Below are 15,912 nucleotides of genomic sequence, written 5' to 3'. Positions count from 1 at the left end.
AGACAATTTTCTTGAAACTTTTAGATAGGTCATCCAGTAAATACTATAATGGAGAAGAATTTAAGGGGGTTAGGTAATAATGACACAGAAGAGTTTTAATCTTGGGGATATTATTAGTACGAGTATAGTTCTTGTTATGTTCCTGGCTATATTTTTTGTCATGATTCATATGATAAAGAAAATGAAAGCTACTACCCCTCTGCCCCCACAGCAGACATTACAGCAACAAGTAGAAGCACTAACAAAGCGTGTACAAAGCCTCGAACAACAACTTGACAAGCTATCCCGCACAAACGGGCAATAAGGCGCCTACTTCTTGAAGCTAGAAAAAGAGGTGAGATATCATTGCCCAATTACAGAAAACTATAACTAAAATCATTTCTAAAACATTAAAAAATCGCTGTCAGGATTAACCCTCACAGCGATTTGCGTAAACAATACGGCCATCAACAACCGTGTAGACCACTTTTACATGCGGTAATTTTTCAATGTCAATATGCAATAAATCCTCCTCAAAAATGGTGAAATCTGCAGTATAGCCTTCTTCAATCTTACCACGAAAATGGTCCTGGCCTATTATTTGCGCAGCTCCAATAGTGTAAAGGTGCACTGCCTCATGGCGTGTAATCTTCTCATGAGCATTATAGCCGTTATGTGTCTCACCGAAGTTTCGTCTTGTCACCGCTGCATAAATACCATGCAATGGATTTGGCACTTCAATCGGAGCATCACTGCCTCCTGCGACAATTAATCCCCGCTCTAAAAGCGATTTTAACGGATGCAATCCTAGTGCTCGCTGTTCACCCAGTCTAGCTAGCTCTGCTTGAAACTCTCCCTGCACAAATTGCGGCTGCATATCCACTGCAACAGGTAAGGATGCTAGTTTTGCTAAAATTTCGTCATCTACTAAGCTACAATGAATAACACGGTCTACCTGCCCTTGTAGTGGCGGATACTCCTTAAATACCGCTAAAATGGTTTCAATGGCTAAATCTCCAATCGCATGAACTGCCACAGTTTGTCCATGCTGACGGGCAAGTTGAACATAGTACTTTAACTGCTCCGTGGAATGAACAAGCATACCACTATTATTGGGTTCATCACAGTAAGGCTTACGAAGTGCAGCTGTGCGTCCACCAAAGGCACCATCAATAAAAATTTTCATCGCACCAAATTCCATATAAGGTGATGATGTCTCCCCCATTTTAGCGATTTCCTCAAATACTGTATGATGCTGCAATAAATGCACCTTAAACGATTGTTGATCGTCTACAACCTTTCGGAACGCTTGAATGGGTTGCATTGGTGGTCCATAATAGCTTAAATCCTCTGAATGACCGCCTACTAAACCGAATGATAGTAGTGATGCTACAGCCTTTTTCAGTGCATCCTCAATATAGCTGGGTGTGATATGAGGCATGTTGTTTACAATCATATATAAAGCTGTATCCTTTAATACACCAGTTAGCTGTCCTTGTACTTTCTCTATAATGCCCCCCTTGGGTGAAGGCGTTTCATTGGTAATACCCGCAAAAGCGAGTGCCTTAGAATTGGCTAAAATTAAATGATGGCAGCTACGCTTTATAATAAGATGAGCATCACCTAGTGCGTCGAGTTCCATCAGGGTTGGAAAAATAGGTTTATCAAACTGTGTTTCATTCAACCCGATGGCAATAACCCATTCATCACTTGAGGCACTTTTCATTCGCTCACCAATAATAGAAAGTAGCTCATCCTTATTGGTGACGTTCGATACATCGATATGCTTTAATTTTTCCCCATATCCAATTATATGTAAATGACTATCCACAAACCCTGGATACATGACATTTCCTTGTAAATCCTGAATAGAAGTAGCATGTGGCGACAGACTATCGACTGAGCCTGTCGCCACTATTTTTCCATCCTTGACAAGGACAGCTTCAACTGTTTCGCCAACTTTCGCCATCGTGTAAATTTTCCCGCCTGTCCATATCGTTGCCAAAACAATTCGCCTCCTATGCGGTTGCTTCAATTAAACGAGCAGATTCTAAGCGGCGTCGAACAATAACGCCAACCCATGCAGCAAGTACTGCTTTTGCTAAACCTAGAATAATAAATGGCGCTGCACCTGACATAAATGCCCCCATCCAAGAAAGATTCATTGCAAATTTCAACCATACCGTACCAAATGCTAAAGTTATAACCATCCCTATTACATTTGAGACAATCGCATGTGGAATTGTAAGACCAAATTTCTTTAAATAAAGCCCCATGATGATAGCTGTTGGTAAAAAGCCGACAATATAGCCACCAGTAGGACCAAAGAGAATACTAGGGCCGCCAGAAAAATTACTATAAACCGGTAAACCAGTTGCTCCAATTAAAATATATAATAGCACTGATAATGTGCCCAGTCTTGTTCCGAGGATTGTTACAACTAAGCCAATGGCAAGTGTCTGCCCAGTAATAGGTACAGGTGATAATGGGATTGGAATACTGATTTGTGCTAAAACTGAAACAATAGCAGCTCCAAATGCTGTTAATACGTATTGATATGTACTACTCTTTTTCACACTAAATTGCCTCCCCTTGTGCGTTAACTACAATATAAAATAAGTTAACACAAAGATTAAAGCAAATGAAAACCGTTGTCAATCAATTTTGAAAAATAGCTATAAAAAATGAAATTACAATGTTTAGCTAGCAATTTCTTTACAACAAATTTATAAATACCCACTTAAATATAGTAATAGCATCAAGAGAATAGTCCCTTGTATAAAACCCATAATTATCCATATTTTCTTTTTACTTATTTTTTTAGAATTCATAAACACTCACCCTTATAAAATTTTTTAAGTCCATCTAAAACAACGAATTGATAGAATAAAAAATACGAAAGCCATTCCTATTAGAATTATTATATTTAACCATATAGAATTGACTGATTGACCTGTCCAAGCAAATGTTAATATGTCATTTACATAGTGTAATGGTAAAGCTTTTGCCACAATTTTTAGAGGTAGAGGCAAAATTTGATAAGGTATTACCCCACCAGATAAAAAAGTTTGTAAGTTTAAAGCTAAAACACTTATGCCAGCCGCTCCTTGCATTGTGGAGCTAATGCCTGTTACTAAAATTCCAAACGAGAATAACGTTACCATACTTAACATTAAAGAAAAAATTACTGCTATTAGATAAATGGGTGGTTGTAAATTGTAAATGAAATGACCACTAACACAAGCAATAATAATGCTAAAAAGGGAAATAATTACTCCCAATAAACAAAAAGAAAGAATGATTCGAATAGAATGTAATGGCGTTATTTGATAAGTTTTCAGTAACTGGGATTCTTTATAGCTAACAATTCGAGTACCTAATGTAAATAAAGCTGTACTTAACAGACATAGTGCTATCATATTTGGAATTAATAAAGTTTTATAGTCCATTTCACCCACAGCAGAATTACCAAATAAAAGTCCTAAAAAATAAATCATGACAAAGGGAAAAATAAAAGTCCAAATTAACGATTGTAAATCTCTAAAAAATAATTTCAATTCAATTAAAGTTAATATGTGAATTGCCTTCACAACATCATCTCCTCTTGCAGCTGAGGTAATTTGACAAATAAATCATCTAATGAACCCGTACTAAATCGAAAATCATCTACTATCAAGCCTTCAGTACTAATTAATTTGAAAAGCTCAAATGTCGTCCATTCTATATTATCTGTGAAAATTTGAAGTAGATTATTTTTTGATACTACTCTTGAGACACCTGCTATCTTTTGAACCAATGCTATATCCAATTGTTTACATGCTATTAATATTGATTTATCTTTGTTCAGGCTTTGAATAAGTTTTTGAGGCGTATCTAACCCAACTACAGAGCCATGATTCATTATTGCTATCCGATCACAAAGCTGTTCCGCCTCTTCCATATAATGTGTCGTCAAGACAATTGTTGTTCCAGCATCTCTTAGCGAAACAATCATTTTCCATAGTTCTCTTCTGGACTTTGGATCTAGCCCTGTACTTGGTTCATCTAGAAAAACTATTGATGGTGAATGCAAAGTTGCTAAAGTTAAAAGTAATTTTTGTTTCCATCCTCCAGATAGATTTTTAAAATACGTATGACGAAAAGGTTCCAATTTTAAATTTTCCAGTGCAAGTGTTGTATCAATCTGACGTGGATAAAATGAGGCAAATAGTTCAATAGCCTCACCTACTTTAATTTTTGACTGTAAATTTGTATGTTGAAACATTACACCAATGTTTTCCTTCAATTTTTTCGCATCTTTCCAAGGATCATAGCCAAGAACTGTTACTTTGCCAGATGAACATTCCTGCAAACCCTCTATAATTTCAATTGTTGTCGTTTTTCCAGCCCCATTTGGACCAATTATGCCAAAAATCTCTCCTTTTCGAATGCTAAATGTTAAATCTTGAATAGCTTCAAAGGAACCAAAAGATTTTTTTAAATTTTCTATCTGTATAACCGTTTCCATATCAATTCCCCTTTCATAAATTCTTTTTAAAAATTTTTTACCAAAGTGGTTTTTGAGGCTCTTTCATCGGATCATTTTCTTGTAAAGCAAATATATATGGGGATAGTATAAAGTGATATACAGGGATGCTTAATACATAAAAGGCTATGCCAACTAAAATATTGTTAAAATTAAAATTTACTAAAAATAAAAGCTGAATTAATGGTAGCTGTACTAATCCATTTAATTGCATCGATTTGTTTGTACGATACTGTTTTTTTCCACAATGTTTACATGTAATTGGTTTAGCATTATTTTTCCAAAAAAGCATGAGAGCTTGTTTTTTTGACCATGATTCACCACACTGAATACACACTGGTAAACCATATTTTTTCTTTTTTAAATATCTCCTTAAAAAAAGAGCTAATAATTGAAAAATACTAAATATCAAGATACCTTTGACAAAGTCATTTTCTAGCAAACCCAAAATACTCCATGTTTCCTGCTGTATATTTGTGGCTTGTTGACTTCCAAGTTGTTGATCTTTTTTATTTGATAATAGAAACACAAAGGAAATCACAAAAACCGTAAACGTTGTAAGTACAACACGATATTGCCAAGGACTGCTTCTTCGAATACTTTTATGTCGTGCTTTTTGGGCAATCGCCTGTTTTTTTTCAGTTGTAAGCTTTACCTCTTGAAGTTCTTTTAGCATATCTTCTTTAAATCGATTCATGGCGTAACACCTCCCAATCATAATCTCCCATTGCTGCTGCTAGCTGTTTTCTAGCACGTTGCAAGCGTGTTCGGATTGTTGCCTCAGGACAACATACGAGCTGTGCAATTTCCACAGTCGTCATTTCTTCAAAATAATAAAGAATAAGAACCTCTCTGTAGGCAACTGATAAGGTAAACAACGCTTCCACTAGCTCTCGCTTCGTTGACTTAGCTAGAAATTCCTTTTCAGGTGTGACTGCTGTTGTACGTCCAGTTATTTTTTCTAGCAGTGTTAATCGTTTACTTTTCCAGCTTCTTAAATAATCGTGGCTTCGATTGACCGTCATTTTCACTAAATATGTACGTAACGATGATTCCTGGCGAAACTGCTCCTGCTTTTGATAAAAGGCAATCAATACATCCTGCACAATGTCCTCAGCTGTTGCTGTATTTTTCACATATAGATAAGCAACCTTTAGTAAATAGTCACCGTGCACCTCGATAATCTTTTCTATATCCATTGTTGCCCTCACCTTCTTTCTAAACTACTGACGGATGTCAATGCCATTCCGATTCATATTTTTTGAAATTTTTTTCCGCCATAAAAACAACCCGTAAAGATTCATTACGGGTTCGTTACATTTGAGGGTCTAATAAAATAATTAGATTCCTATTTCTCGCATTTTTGCTGTCACTTTATTCGTTCTATCATCCATATTTGTGTTAGTGAACTTTTCTAGGTGCATCTCACTCACAATCATTCCATCACGCATAAACAGGATTCGCTCTGTTCTAGCAGCAACCTTTGGGTCATGCGTCACAAGCATAACAGCAGTTCCTTCTGCATTTATTTCAGAAATAATGTTCATGATTTCCTGTGCAGATTTGGAGTTGAGAGCCCCTGTTGGTTCATCACCGAAGATGATGGTTGGATTACTCATTAGCGCACGGCATATGCCTGCTCTTTGAAGCTGCCCGCCTGAAACCTGTGTAATATCACGTTTTTCCAATTCTGCAATTCCAACTCTTGTCATTATAGCTTTAGCTTGTTTGATAATATCCTCACCGTTTTTTCGATTATCTCGCATGGAAGGTAGAATAATATTATCTAGAATATTTAAATTTTTGAGCAAAGTTGGCTGCTGAAAAATAAAACCCATTTTTGTTCTACGTATGTCAGCAAGCTCCTTGTCATTAAATACTGATAAATCACTGCCATTAAAGGTAACCTTCCCGCTATCAATATAATCCATACCGCTTAGTGCATACAACAATGTTGATTTTCCTGACCCTGATGGACCCATAATTGAAACGAATTCACCCTCATTTATGTCAACAGACACATCCTTAAGAACAGGATGTCTTTCATTCCCTACACTAAAAGATTTCATGATCTTTTCAGCAATAATAATCTTCTGCATAATCTACTCCTTTATATTATCAGTTATTTTTATCTGACCTGCGCTAGCTGTACTGATAACCGTTGCTACTAGGACAGTACACCCCATCACCAATGGACATAATACATAGGCAGAAAGTGGATTGACAACGAATGTAAACGATGATGCTCCAAATGAAGCAATGACTGCACTTGCAAGTAGCTCACCAAGGGTATTAGCTAAAAGTGTTCCTAGGACAATACCTACAATGAGAACAAATAATGAACGGGCCACATATTGGATGGTTACATCCGTATTTGTAAAGCCCAAAGACTTCATAATAGCGATCGAGTATCTGTCTTTTGCAATCAGCATTTTCATAAATAATAATGTCACTAAGATCGATAAAATTAAGGCTATGATAACTGACAAAGAGGACGCCTTTCCAATAGAGCCTATTGTTGAACCAAACGTCTGTTTAATATAATCGTCAATGCCCGAAATCTTTGCAAATTGAAAGCTTTCTGTATATTCAGAGATTTTCGCATCAATCAATGTTTTATCATTAAGCTCAATATAAATAACACTCCACATCGTATCTGCCTGTATGTTAGTGAAAGCCGCCTTTGCGGTTTTACCACCGTTCGTAATATCAGAATAGGTTCCAGATACGATGAGGTTTCTCTCCTTCCCATCCACTAACAGTGTCATGTGATCCCCAACTTTTTTTCCTAATTCCTCAGCGTTCATGACTGACAGCGCAATTTCATCTTGTGAAACAGGTGCCTTCCCTTCTGCATACCTAAGCGGGAAAATCGAGTGGTCACCAAGCTCAATTTTTATACTTTCCTCAGAGCCATTGGTTGTCTTCACATTGAAAGTTTTGGTCGAAAGCACAGCATATTTAGAAATTGCGCTGTCCTCGGCCAATGCTGCTACAATTTCCGCAGCTTTTTTCGGAATATTGTCTGTCTGCTGAATATCAATACGCAAATCACTGCTCCCTACTCCCATATAGGTGATGAAGCTTTTAGAGGAAATCGTATTGTATAGATTTTGTGGAACGATGATGATGAATGTTGACATTATAAGTACCGCAAGCATAGTCATGTAAAGACTTTTTCTAGAAAGCACATCCTTTATCCCTAAAAATAGATTCGTATTTAGTAGTCTATTTTTGCTCAGATAAAAGCCCTTTGCGCCAGAGGATTTTCCGTGTGAAAAACCAAAACGTAGAGCCTCCACTGCAGAGATTTTTCGAAAACGTCTTAATACATAACTCACATAGGCTATCATTACAAAAAACACAAGAAATACACCAATTACTCCAACTAATAAAGCCAAAAATCTATTTTCATTCACTCCCATATAGAGCCTTATGTTTTCAAGAAGCATACCCTTGAAAACAAAGGTCAGAGCAAAGCCAAGTATACAACCAACTGCTGCAATCACTGCGTATTTTGCGAGATAAATCTTTTTAATATCTGAAGCACGTAGCCCTATGGCTTTCATAACGCCGATTTCTCGGTAATCATCCTCAATTTTTGCAAGAAGCGTAAATCGTATACACATAAATGTGATGGTTACGACAAGAACACTTATTAGAAGTATGACTGCTATCATTAGACCATCAGAAATGGCATTCAACATTTTGAAAAGTGGATATGTAATTGTTGGACCATTTGCTTCAAGCCCTGCGGAAGTGTATGCCGTTTCAAAGGTGCTTATCTCAGACATATCCTTTAATCTAAACTCAATTAAATATTCTGTACTTCCGAAACTCTTTATTGCTGCATAATCATGCTCACTCACCAAAAACCTCTTTGATGAGGTCAGTAACGAATTCATCTGTGAATCACGAAGAAAACCTGCAACGATGAATTTCTTCTTATTGTCTAGAACAATCGTATCCCCAATGTTTGCCGTTCCATCCTTCATATAGCCTACTGGCACATATATCTCTCCATCTGCAACCTTTATCATCTGTCCGTCAAGATCCAGGAGATAATCAAATTTTTCACTTTGGGTCGTGAAGCCATTGTCCTGAACATTGCCTGCAAGCGATTTTCCGTCAATAACGATATGTGCTCCATCCACATTAAGAAATTCAAGCACCTGAAATTCTTCGACATTGCTATTATTGTTAGCGAAGTTCTCCAATCGATCAGAATTAATATCGCCTGAATGCATTTGCAGGAAATGCGGCGTTTTCGATTGCTTCATAAGCGTATCTATCGCACCTGAAAGATTCACCATTAATATGGCCGAAAGGGAAACAAGCAATGCCGCAGCAGTCACAAATATGATTGTAGTCAATGATATTAACTTGCTTTTTGCCATATCATTACGAATAATTCTGTAATACATATGTCACCTCTTTTATTTGATTTACAGAAGAATGCCCTGCGCAAAAGAATTATTATTCACTGTTTTCATTTCCATTGGCAAACATCCTCATCATATACATGAGACTTCCATTTTCAACACCCAGCAGTCTCTCTACATTGAATACTAACGCCACTATTCGAGAAGTGCGTTCTTCATCTGTTAAATGAACCATTTCATCATCAAAAACGGTATTCGTATAGGCCACTATCATTTCCATGCATTCGTACGGATATTGTGTGTTAAATAATCCCTGCTCAATGCCTTCACGAATGATATCCGCCAGAATAGATGGCACATTGTTGAGAATGATTTTTTGAATTTTTTGGTGCATCAACGCATTCTGAGGTTTATGAATATGCTCCATGATTTCCTTACCGTTTCCCCCGCTAATATTCAAAGCCATTACAACTCGAATCATTCGCTCATTAACTGGGATACTTTTATTTGCGCCAATTTCTTTTGCCGCCTCTAAAATCGTATCTGTCATTCGATCAATTAATGCGTCCATAATATCCTCTTTTGACTTAAAGTGATAATACAGTGTTCCTCGTGCAATTCCGACCTTCTCAAGAATATCGTTTGTACTAGTACCATCAAAGCCCTTCTGGTTAAATAGCTCCTCTGCTGCATCAAGAATTTCATTTCTACGTTCTTGTGCTTTTTTTATCGTTCTCATGAAATAACCCCTCTCGATAGACCGACTGTCTGTCTATTTAATTTCATAGTAGCATACAACTGATTTCATTTACAATATTCTTTAGAGAAATTAGAAACCAATTTTTAAAAAGGTGTTTCATTGCATTTAGACAATAAAAAAATCTGTAAGCTCTCAGCGTGTAACCCGTGAAAACAAACAGATTTTAACTTTATAGACAGCGCTTACATTCAAGCTTTCAAAAAACCACCTTATTGTTATCAATCATTTCCAATATCAATATGTTGTTTAAAAACAGTAATTTGATTGCGACCATTGCGTTTTGAGGCATAGAGGGCGGTATCAGCCTGATGAATAAGCTCATCGACTTTTGTTACCTGCCCCTTGTTATTGGTGCTCACGCCAATACTAAACGCTAAATGAATCGCTTCATCTTTTATGACTAAAGATAAAGATGCTAATTTTTTATAGAGATTTTCCGCCAATGTTTGGGCAGATTCCCCCAACTTTATTTGACTAAGAACAATAAATTCATCTCCTCCAAAACGCGCAACGATTGATTCAAAGGGTTGGAAAAATTCCTTTAATGTTGTAGCTGTAATCGTTAGTGCATCATCACCAAACAAATGACCATTCCTATCATTAATGGCTTTAAAATGATCTAGATCAACCATTATTAATGCTAACTGCTGTTTTTTAGTTGCAGCTTTCTGCACCATCTTTTCTGCGTTCTCATCAAAATAACGTCGATTATAGATATTCGTTAATGGGTCAATATAAGAGGATTTTTCTAGTTGCTTTTTCTCGTCATTATACTCCATTTCAAATAACACATGTGTATAATTTTCTCGTTGAATTTCTAGCAAAATATTAATATATTCCTTCTGAATCGCACACAATATTACTTTATTCCCCTGTTCCTCAATTAGCTTCACTAAAGAATCGTAAATGGTTTGTAGCAAAGCAAGATCATTATTTTGGAGGGCATAGTGCTTTGATTTTTGATATAAATCGATGGCCTCTCCAATACGACCCTGTTTTTCATAAAGTAAAGCATTGGCATTCATAATCTCCAACTGAACTTTGGAATACGGAGGTTTCTGAATAGTCGAGAGTAGCTCTTGTAAGACTTCATGTGCTTTTTCAAATTCTTCTAGCCAAATTTGCGCAACGGCTAAGTTTATTTTGGGATGGATAATTCCTGTATATGGATTATCATGCTTTGTCTCAAAAGCATTTGCATAATATAAACTCTTTAATGCGAATTCTTTTGCTGTTTGATAGCTTCCTAATGCAATTTCTAAATCACTTAGATTATTATAAATTTTTCCCATGCTTTCTACATGTTGAATGCGTTCAGCAATTTTAAGTCCCTTTAGCATAAGCTCCTCAGATTTTTTTAAATGACCAAATGTTCCCCAATAAATGGCCGCTAAAATATAATAGTGAATTACATCAATGTCATTGCCGTATTGAAAGGTTAATTCACGATATTGCTCAAGCACACTGATGGAAACCTGCAAATCACCTGTTTGAAAATAACTGGCACAGCGATACCGTAATAAAAGGATTGCTTTATCATACATCTCTATCATAATAGCACTTTCGATTGCGGCACTACTTAATTCGATATATTCTAAAAAGCGATTCGCATTATATAATTCATTTAGCGTAATCCATAGTTCTTCAAACTCCTGTGTATTCATACCGCCCCTCCTCATTTTAACCCCTTACACCTTTAATACTACCCCGCTTAATAAAATATTACAATTCTTTGGACTCATTTATTTTCAAATTAATGAGTAATTTAACCCAAATAAAAATCAAACTGAATATATCCTCCTAAAAATTATTTAACCTAAATAAAATCCTTTGAGCCTACTAATGATATCAGTACACAAAACTATAATTTTCTGCCAATAAAAAAACAAGCCTCGTTTTAGAGACTTGCTACGATTCCTGTAAACCTAATATTGCCTTTAATTGCTCCGATCTTTTCTGATTAAGATGGATAGTACCAGATTCCAGTTTTTGAAGATAAAGTGTTTGGCCATAGCTGAACCAAACATCAACTCTTACTCCCTCTAGCATAAAAGAATACGCTGGAGGATGGTTCATCTTTTTATAATTATCTGGCGGCTGCCAATCTGTTTGCTGGAAAAATTGAATGATTTCCTGTTCATTTTGAATAGAAAGTTTCTTCGTTACAGTAGGCTCAATCCATTCAATACTGTTTAAAAAGCCATTTGTAACCTCTACACCATTTTCTTCATATGACATACTTCCTGGTGATTCTAATGAAATGTAATCTCCTACCTTGACAGGAGAATCATCCAAGATTGGATACCATGTTGCATTATTATATTTCTTCATAATTTGTTCCTCCGACAGCTTTGTCAGATCCTCAGGAATGGCACCCTCCACAAATAAAAAAGCATTATCCTCTATTTTAATGACTGTTCCTACGTAAATGGAGCCTTGTGAGTGTGTACGATTGACGATGCCCATTTTTTCTTGAAACGCTATTGATTGTTCAGCAAAATGGGTTTGAAAATAACGAAGGGCGTCCCTTGCAGCGATTTGATCGGCTGTTCTAGCTAAGGTTGGATATTTTTTTTCATAAAATGCATTCATCTCTTTTCTCGCTGCATAAAACGGTATCATGGGCTCAATATACGTCTTAAAATATTGTTTTAGCCCTAGCCCCTGAAAAAGCTCCACATATTGAGGAGAATCTTGTAGCATGACAAGCTCGTCATAGCGTGCCTTTTTTTCCGCCTCTAACTCTTCCTTAGTAGATGTTATGCCTATTGATTTTGCAAAATAATAATAGGCAACTAGCTGCTCATATTTTTGATAGGCCTCTCTCTTAGAAAATTCCTCACCTTGTTCTGGCCACATCAAATATACAACATGTTCAAAGTGCTCAAACTGCTTCTCGTTAAACATCTGTGTTGCCTGCTGCGTATCCTTATTTAACAGCTGCACCATCACAAATCCTGCTAAGCATAAAGTCACAACTGAAGTCAATAGTGCGAAACGAATGGGCTTTTTTTGTTTGGTAGGCTGCTGTCTTAGGATGCGTTTTTTGATACGCTCCTTACTCGTTGACATTTCACCGGCTACCTTTACTAATTCCTTTTGCCATTCATTCATGCCCAAGCACCTCCCATTCTTCCTGCTTTAAATGTGGCTTCAGGGCTTCCCTTGCCCTTTTCAGCCTTGTTTTCACAGTATTTTCTACAATCCCTAGAACCTGTGCTATTTCAGCAATCTTCATTTCTTCATAATAGTACAGGATGATGGGCTCTCTATAGGATAACGGTAGTTTTAAGATAGCTGCCCCTATATGTGATCTTTCCTCCGCTTCAATCAGCTCATCGCGCTGTTTTTTTGCCTGCACTGGAAGAATCTTTTCCTGAAAAATTAGTTTTTTATAATGCCAGCTTTTTAAATAATCCTTACTTTTATTAATGGTTAATGTGGATAAATATGCTCGAAGCTGCCCACGCTCCTCATAGTCATGCTGTGAAAATTTGATAAAGGTCTCCTGTACAATGTCCTCTGCAACATGCCTATTTTTCACGTAGAAATAGGCGAGACGAAGTAAATGCTCTGCATGTTCATCGATTATTTTTTCAAGTATGCCGTTCACCTCCCCCTCTTACACTATAAACGACTGCCAATTAATGACCGTTTCACTTTCTAATTAATATTTTCTTGACCTTGGAGTGCACTCCAATGTTAGGATAAATTCAGGAGGTAGTTAGATGAAAATTAAACAATTTGCTGAGAAATATCAATTAACAACCGATACAGTGCGCTACTACGAGAAGGAAGGGCTACTGTATCCACATAAACTAGACAATGGCTATCGTGTGTATGATGACACTTGTGAAAATACGATTAAATTAATCCTAGTATTAAGACAGCTTGGCTTTACATTACAAGAAATCAAGCAATTACTCATGCTTGAACAAAAGCCTGTTTCTGAATCCTGCAATCAAGAAACCGTTCAGTTATTCTCTACAAAAATCGCTCATATTGAACAGCAATTATTGTTTTATCAGCAAGCACTCCAATCCTTACAGCTTGCGAAGACCTTGATGGCTGATGGAAAGTATGCAGAAAATCAAGTGGTAATCGCCTCGCTCATCGAAGATTTGTATAAAAAATTACAGGAAGGGCGTGGTCATTATGAAACTACGTAGAATCATTTCTCTTGAATATTTACTAGCATTTTTAATCAGTCTATTTTTCTATTGGCAGTTTGACTTTTCATTATTCTATTTTTTCTTATTTTTATTGCTTCCTGATCTTAGTATGCTCGGCTATACTGTCAACACTAAAGTTGGGGCTTTATTTTACAATTTAGGTCATAGCTTAATATTGCCAACTATTCTAATGATGATTGGCTTTGGCATGATGTCTACACTACCTCTAATGGCATCGATTATTTGGCTAGCCCATATCTTTTTAGATCGTGCGCTTGGCTATGGCTTAAAATATGATGAAGGCTTTAAGAAAACACATTTACAGCAAATAGCTTAAAATCAATTTCACCTCGGCATAATTGTAGCTGCCGCTTTGCTTTCAAAACATTTGCTGAATGAAAATAAAAAATCCACTTTAAAAAACGTGGATTTTTTAGCCTTTTTGACAGTACATGTAAACCTTTTTTAGATTAGCATGGTAAACTCTCCTATAGTATTATATGGGATATCCATATGCTGCACTTGCATGAAAATCGATAATAAGTTGACAAGATTGTAGCATCGCTATATACCTAGGAAAGCTATTTTTTCTTCTGGATATTGCATGGTAAATATCCCCATCTAAACAATTTAATTTTTTGGAACCTCGGCTTTGCAAACATCGTAAAAACACCCTCTCTAGGATGTAAAGTAAAATAGTCGATTTCCAGTGTCATTCACAATCCTCCCAAGCGATTTTTACCTATTACATTAAAATAAAAATCCACTCTATAACAGAATGGATTTTCAAAATTTATTAAATAAATCGCTTAAACAGCGTTTCATATAAGGCTACAATTAATATGCCACCTAATACAGGCAGGAGAGAGCTAAAGCTGAAATAAAACCCCTCCTCATTGAAGTCACCAAAGAAATGAAATTGCAGCCATGACACATCATATGTTTCACCTACACCATATAAAAAAACTGTGCTAAATAAGAACAATGCGAGACATTTTATACACTCATTGCGCTTCATACCTTTCACCTCATTTATTGATGGTCATTTGATTGGCATATGCGACTAAGTCTTCTTTTGTTAGCTCTGGATTTTCTCTAATGATATTGTATTGGTAGCCATTTTCCTGCCAGCTAATCGTTAAAAATTCGCCTAACTCCATGTAGGTACCTTGCTGCCCACGCACCTCAATCGGTTTCTCATCTTGAATGCCACCAAACTCCGTATAACTTTCTGTCATTTTAAACACTGAAACTGAGAAAGCAGGCTGTTCATCTTTCTGATAATCAAATGAAAACTCTGGACGTTCCTCCACCTTCATATCCTGAATTGTCGTTAATGCAATACCATTTTCTTCTGGGATCATTAGAAATTCACCAAGCTGCTCTTTCACTACATCTAGTGTTACTACCTCAGGTTCCTGTGTCGTTATTTCTTCTATTTCAACATCATCTGGAACATCCACTGTAAATTGCGTGTCATCGATTTTCGCATTAACATCAATTTTGGTATACTCCACAGTCAATTTACTTCCTGCACTATTCGTTACGGTTTTTAATGTTAGCCATGTTTTTTTATCAATCCATACTTCCATGTCACCAGTTAGTGTATCTTCCTTTTTTACTTTTGCTACCACTTTATACGTATCTCTACCTGCAATTTTCTCTTCGCCGGCAATCTTCACATCATGTGTATCCTTCACCATATTAAATAACAATTTTGCCTGATCTCTCGGTGATTGTAGACTGTCCAAGTCACCCTCTGTATATTTCATCTTCTGTGCTGTTTTTTCAACAACATCATACATCATAATTTCAGAACCGTTATTGATAGAAATGACATGTTCTCCATTTTCAGTTGTCATATCAATACGTCGTTTACCCTCCTTAGACCACTCCTTGACATGAGCTGTTCCACCTGCCTCGCCCAAATCCATTGTAAATTCGCCGTAAAAAGTAAGTGGTTCTTTCGTTTCCTGTAACGCTTGATCAATAATTTCCTGTGGTGAATACGATGCCTCCGTATTACAACCTACTAAGCTAAATGTTAGTGCGGCAACTAAACCTGCTGCACGTAAAGTTTTTTTCCAATTCATC

At 36.5% G+C, this 15,912-nt stretch carries 18 protein-coding genes; 3 read left to right on the top strand and 15 right to left on the bottom strand.

Translation table 11 applies throughout. The annotated features are described in order from the left end of the window. Positions 1–79: 79 nt before the first annotated feature. Positions 80–304: a hypothetical protein gene (locus AC2CGN_RS06145; protein ID WP_286924922.1), complete on the top strand. Its 225-nt coding sequence runs from the start codon at positions 80–82 to the stop codon at positions 302–304. Positions 305–409: 105 nt separating this feature from the next. Here the strand turns inward: AC2CGN_RS06145 and AC2CGN_RS06140 are convergent, their stop codons facing one another. The 12 genes from AC2CGN_RS06140 to AC2CGN_RS06085 form a co-directional block, all read right to left on the bottom strand. Then, entirely contained in the window at positions 410–1,984 is a 1,575-nt protein-coding gene (locus AC2CGN_RS06140) for an amidohydrolase (RefSeq protein ID WP_484512715.1), read from the bottom strand. A 13-nt stretch (positions 1,985–1,997) separates the two neighbouring features. After that, the gene (locus tag AC2CGN_RS06135) at positions 1,998–2,555 is read right to left on the bottom strand and encodes a biotin transporter BioY (protein WP_286924925.1); all 558 of its coding nucleotides are present in this window, start codon (positions 2,553–2,555) and stop codon (positions 1,998–2,000) included. A 279-nt stretch (positions 2,556–2,834) separates the two neighbouring features. Then, positions 2,835–3,569: an ABC transporter permease gene (locus AC2CGN_RS06130; RefSeq protein WP_286924926.1), complete on the bottom strand. Its 735-nt coding sequence runs from the start codon at positions 3,567–3,569 to the stop codon at positions 2,835–2,837. Beyond that, positions 3,566–4,486, bottom strand: coding sequence for an ABC transporter ATP-binding protein (locus AC2CGN_RS06125; RefSeq protein WP_484512713.1), 921 nt, complete (start codon positions 4,484–4,486; stop codon positions 3,566–3,568). The genes AC2CGN_RS06130 and AC2CGN_RS06125 overlap by 4 nt, the downstream gene beginning before the upstream one ends. A gap of 37 nt (positions 4,487–4,523) precedes the next feature. Further along, positions 4,524–5,201 carry a TIGR04104 family putative zinc finger protein gene (locus AC2CGN_RS06120; protein ID WP_484512711.1) on the bottom strand — a complete coding sequence of 226 codons (678 nt, stop codon included), beginning with the start codon at positions 5,199–5,201 and terminating at the stop codon, positions 4,524–4,526. Further along, positions 5,188–5,703 carry a sigma-70 family RNA polymerase sigma factor gene (locus AC2CGN_RS06115; RefSeq protein WP_283872023.1) on the bottom strand — a complete coding sequence of 172 codons (516 nt, stop codon included), beginning with the start codon at positions 5,701–5,703 and terminating at the stop codon, positions 5,188–5,190. The genes AC2CGN_RS06120 and AC2CGN_RS06115 overlap by 14 nt, the downstream gene beginning before the upstream one ends. A 141-nt stretch (positions 5,704–5,844) precedes the next feature. Next, positions 5,845–6,603, bottom strand: coding sequence for an ABC transporter ATP-binding protein (locus tag AC2CGN_RS06110; RefSeq protein ID WP_286926412.1), 759 nt, complete (start codon positions 6,601–6,603; stop codon positions 5,845–5,847). Between the two features lie 3 nt (positions 6,604–6,606). After that, positions 6,607–8,928, bottom strand: a complete 2,322-nt coding sequence (locus AC2CGN_RS06105) for an ABC transporter permease (protein ID WP_484512708.1) — start codon at positions 8,926–8,928, stop codon at positions 6,607–6,609. Between the two features lie 52 nt (positions 8,929–8,980). After that, a complete protein-coding gene (locus AC2CGN_RS06100) occupies positions 8,981–9,625 on the bottom strand; it encodes a TetR/AcrR family transcriptional regulator (RefSeq protein WP_429981404.1) in 645 nt (214 codons plus the stop codon). Between the two features lie 239 nt (positions 9,626–9,864). Continuing rightward, positions 9,865–11,310 carry a tetratricopeptide repeat-containing diguanylate cyclase gene (locus tag AC2CGN_RS06095; protein ID WP_484512706.1) on the bottom strand — a complete coding sequence of 482 codons (1,446 nt, stop codon included), beginning with the start codon at positions 11,308–11,310 and terminating at the stop codon, positions 9,865–9,867. Positions 11,311–11,554: 244 nt separating this feature from the next. Continuing rightward, positions 11,555–12,760: a hypothetical protein gene (locus AC2CGN_RS06090; RefSeq protein WP_484512704.1), complete on the bottom strand. Its 1,206-nt coding sequence runs from the start codon at positions 12,758–12,760 to the stop codon at positions 11,555–11,557. Beyond that, positions 12,753–13,259, bottom strand: a complete 507-nt coding sequence (locus AC2CGN_RS06085) for a sigma-70 family RNA polymerase sigma factor (RefSeq protein ID WP_283872017.1) — start codon at positions 13,257–13,259, stop codon at positions 12,753–12,755. Before AC2CGN_RS06085 ends, AC2CGN_RS06090 begins: the two co-directional genes overlap by 8 nt. Positions 13,260–13,374: 115 nt before the next feature. On the opposite strand from AC2CGN_RS06085, the gene AC2CGN_RS06080 reads away from it, so the two are divergent. Further along, positions 13,375–13,815, top strand: a complete 441-nt coding sequence (locus AC2CGN_RS06080; RefSeq protein WP_286926417.1) for a MerR family transcriptional regulator — start codon at positions 13,375–13,377, stop codon at positions 13,813–13,815. Continuing rightward, the gene (locus AC2CGN_RS06075; RefSeq protein ID WP_286926418.1) at positions 13,802–14,155 is read left to right on the top strand and encodes a DUF4260 family protein; all 354 of its coding nucleotides are present in this window, start codon (positions 13,802–13,804) and stop codon (positions 14,153–14,155) included. Before AC2CGN_RS06080 ends, AC2CGN_RS06075 begins: the two co-directional genes overlap by 14 nt. 244 nt (positions 14,156–14,399) lie before the next feature. Here the strand turns inward: AC2CGN_RS06075 and AC2CGN_RS06070 are convergent, their stop codons facing one another. The 3 genes from AC2CGN_RS06070 to AC2CGN_RS06060 all read right to left on the bottom strand — a co-directional run bounded on the left by AC2CGN_RS06070 (position 14,400) and on the right by AC2CGN_RS06060 (position 15,911). Continuing rightward, positions 14,400–14,534 (bottom strand): hypothetical protein, encoded by a 135-nt coding sequence (locus tag AC2CGN_RS06070; protein WP_429981400.1) that lies wholly within the window; start codon positions 14,532–14,534, stop codon positions 14,400–14,402. An 80-nt stretch (positions 14,535–14,614) separates the two neighbouring features. Next, positions 14,615–14,836, bottom strand: coding sequence for a hypothetical protein (locus AC2CGN_RS06065; RefSeq protein ID WP_054771675.1), 222 nt, complete (start codon positions 14,834–14,836; stop codon positions 14,615–14,617). 10 nt (positions 14,837–14,846) lie between these two features. Continuing rightward, the gene (locus AC2CGN_RS06060; RefSeq protein WP_484512701.1) at positions 14,847–15,911 is read right to left on the bottom strand and encodes a LolA family protein; all 1,065 of its coding nucleotides are present in this window, start codon (positions 15,909–15,911) and stop codon (positions 14,847–14,849) included. Between the last annotated feature and the right edge of the window lies 1 nt (position 15,912).

The sequence above is a fragment of the Lysinibacillus sp. DFXJR4 genome, from assembly GCF_057196045.1.
The sequence above is the reverse complement of the archived record's forward strand: the minus strand, read 5'-3'. Positions and strand labels throughout refer to the sequence as shown.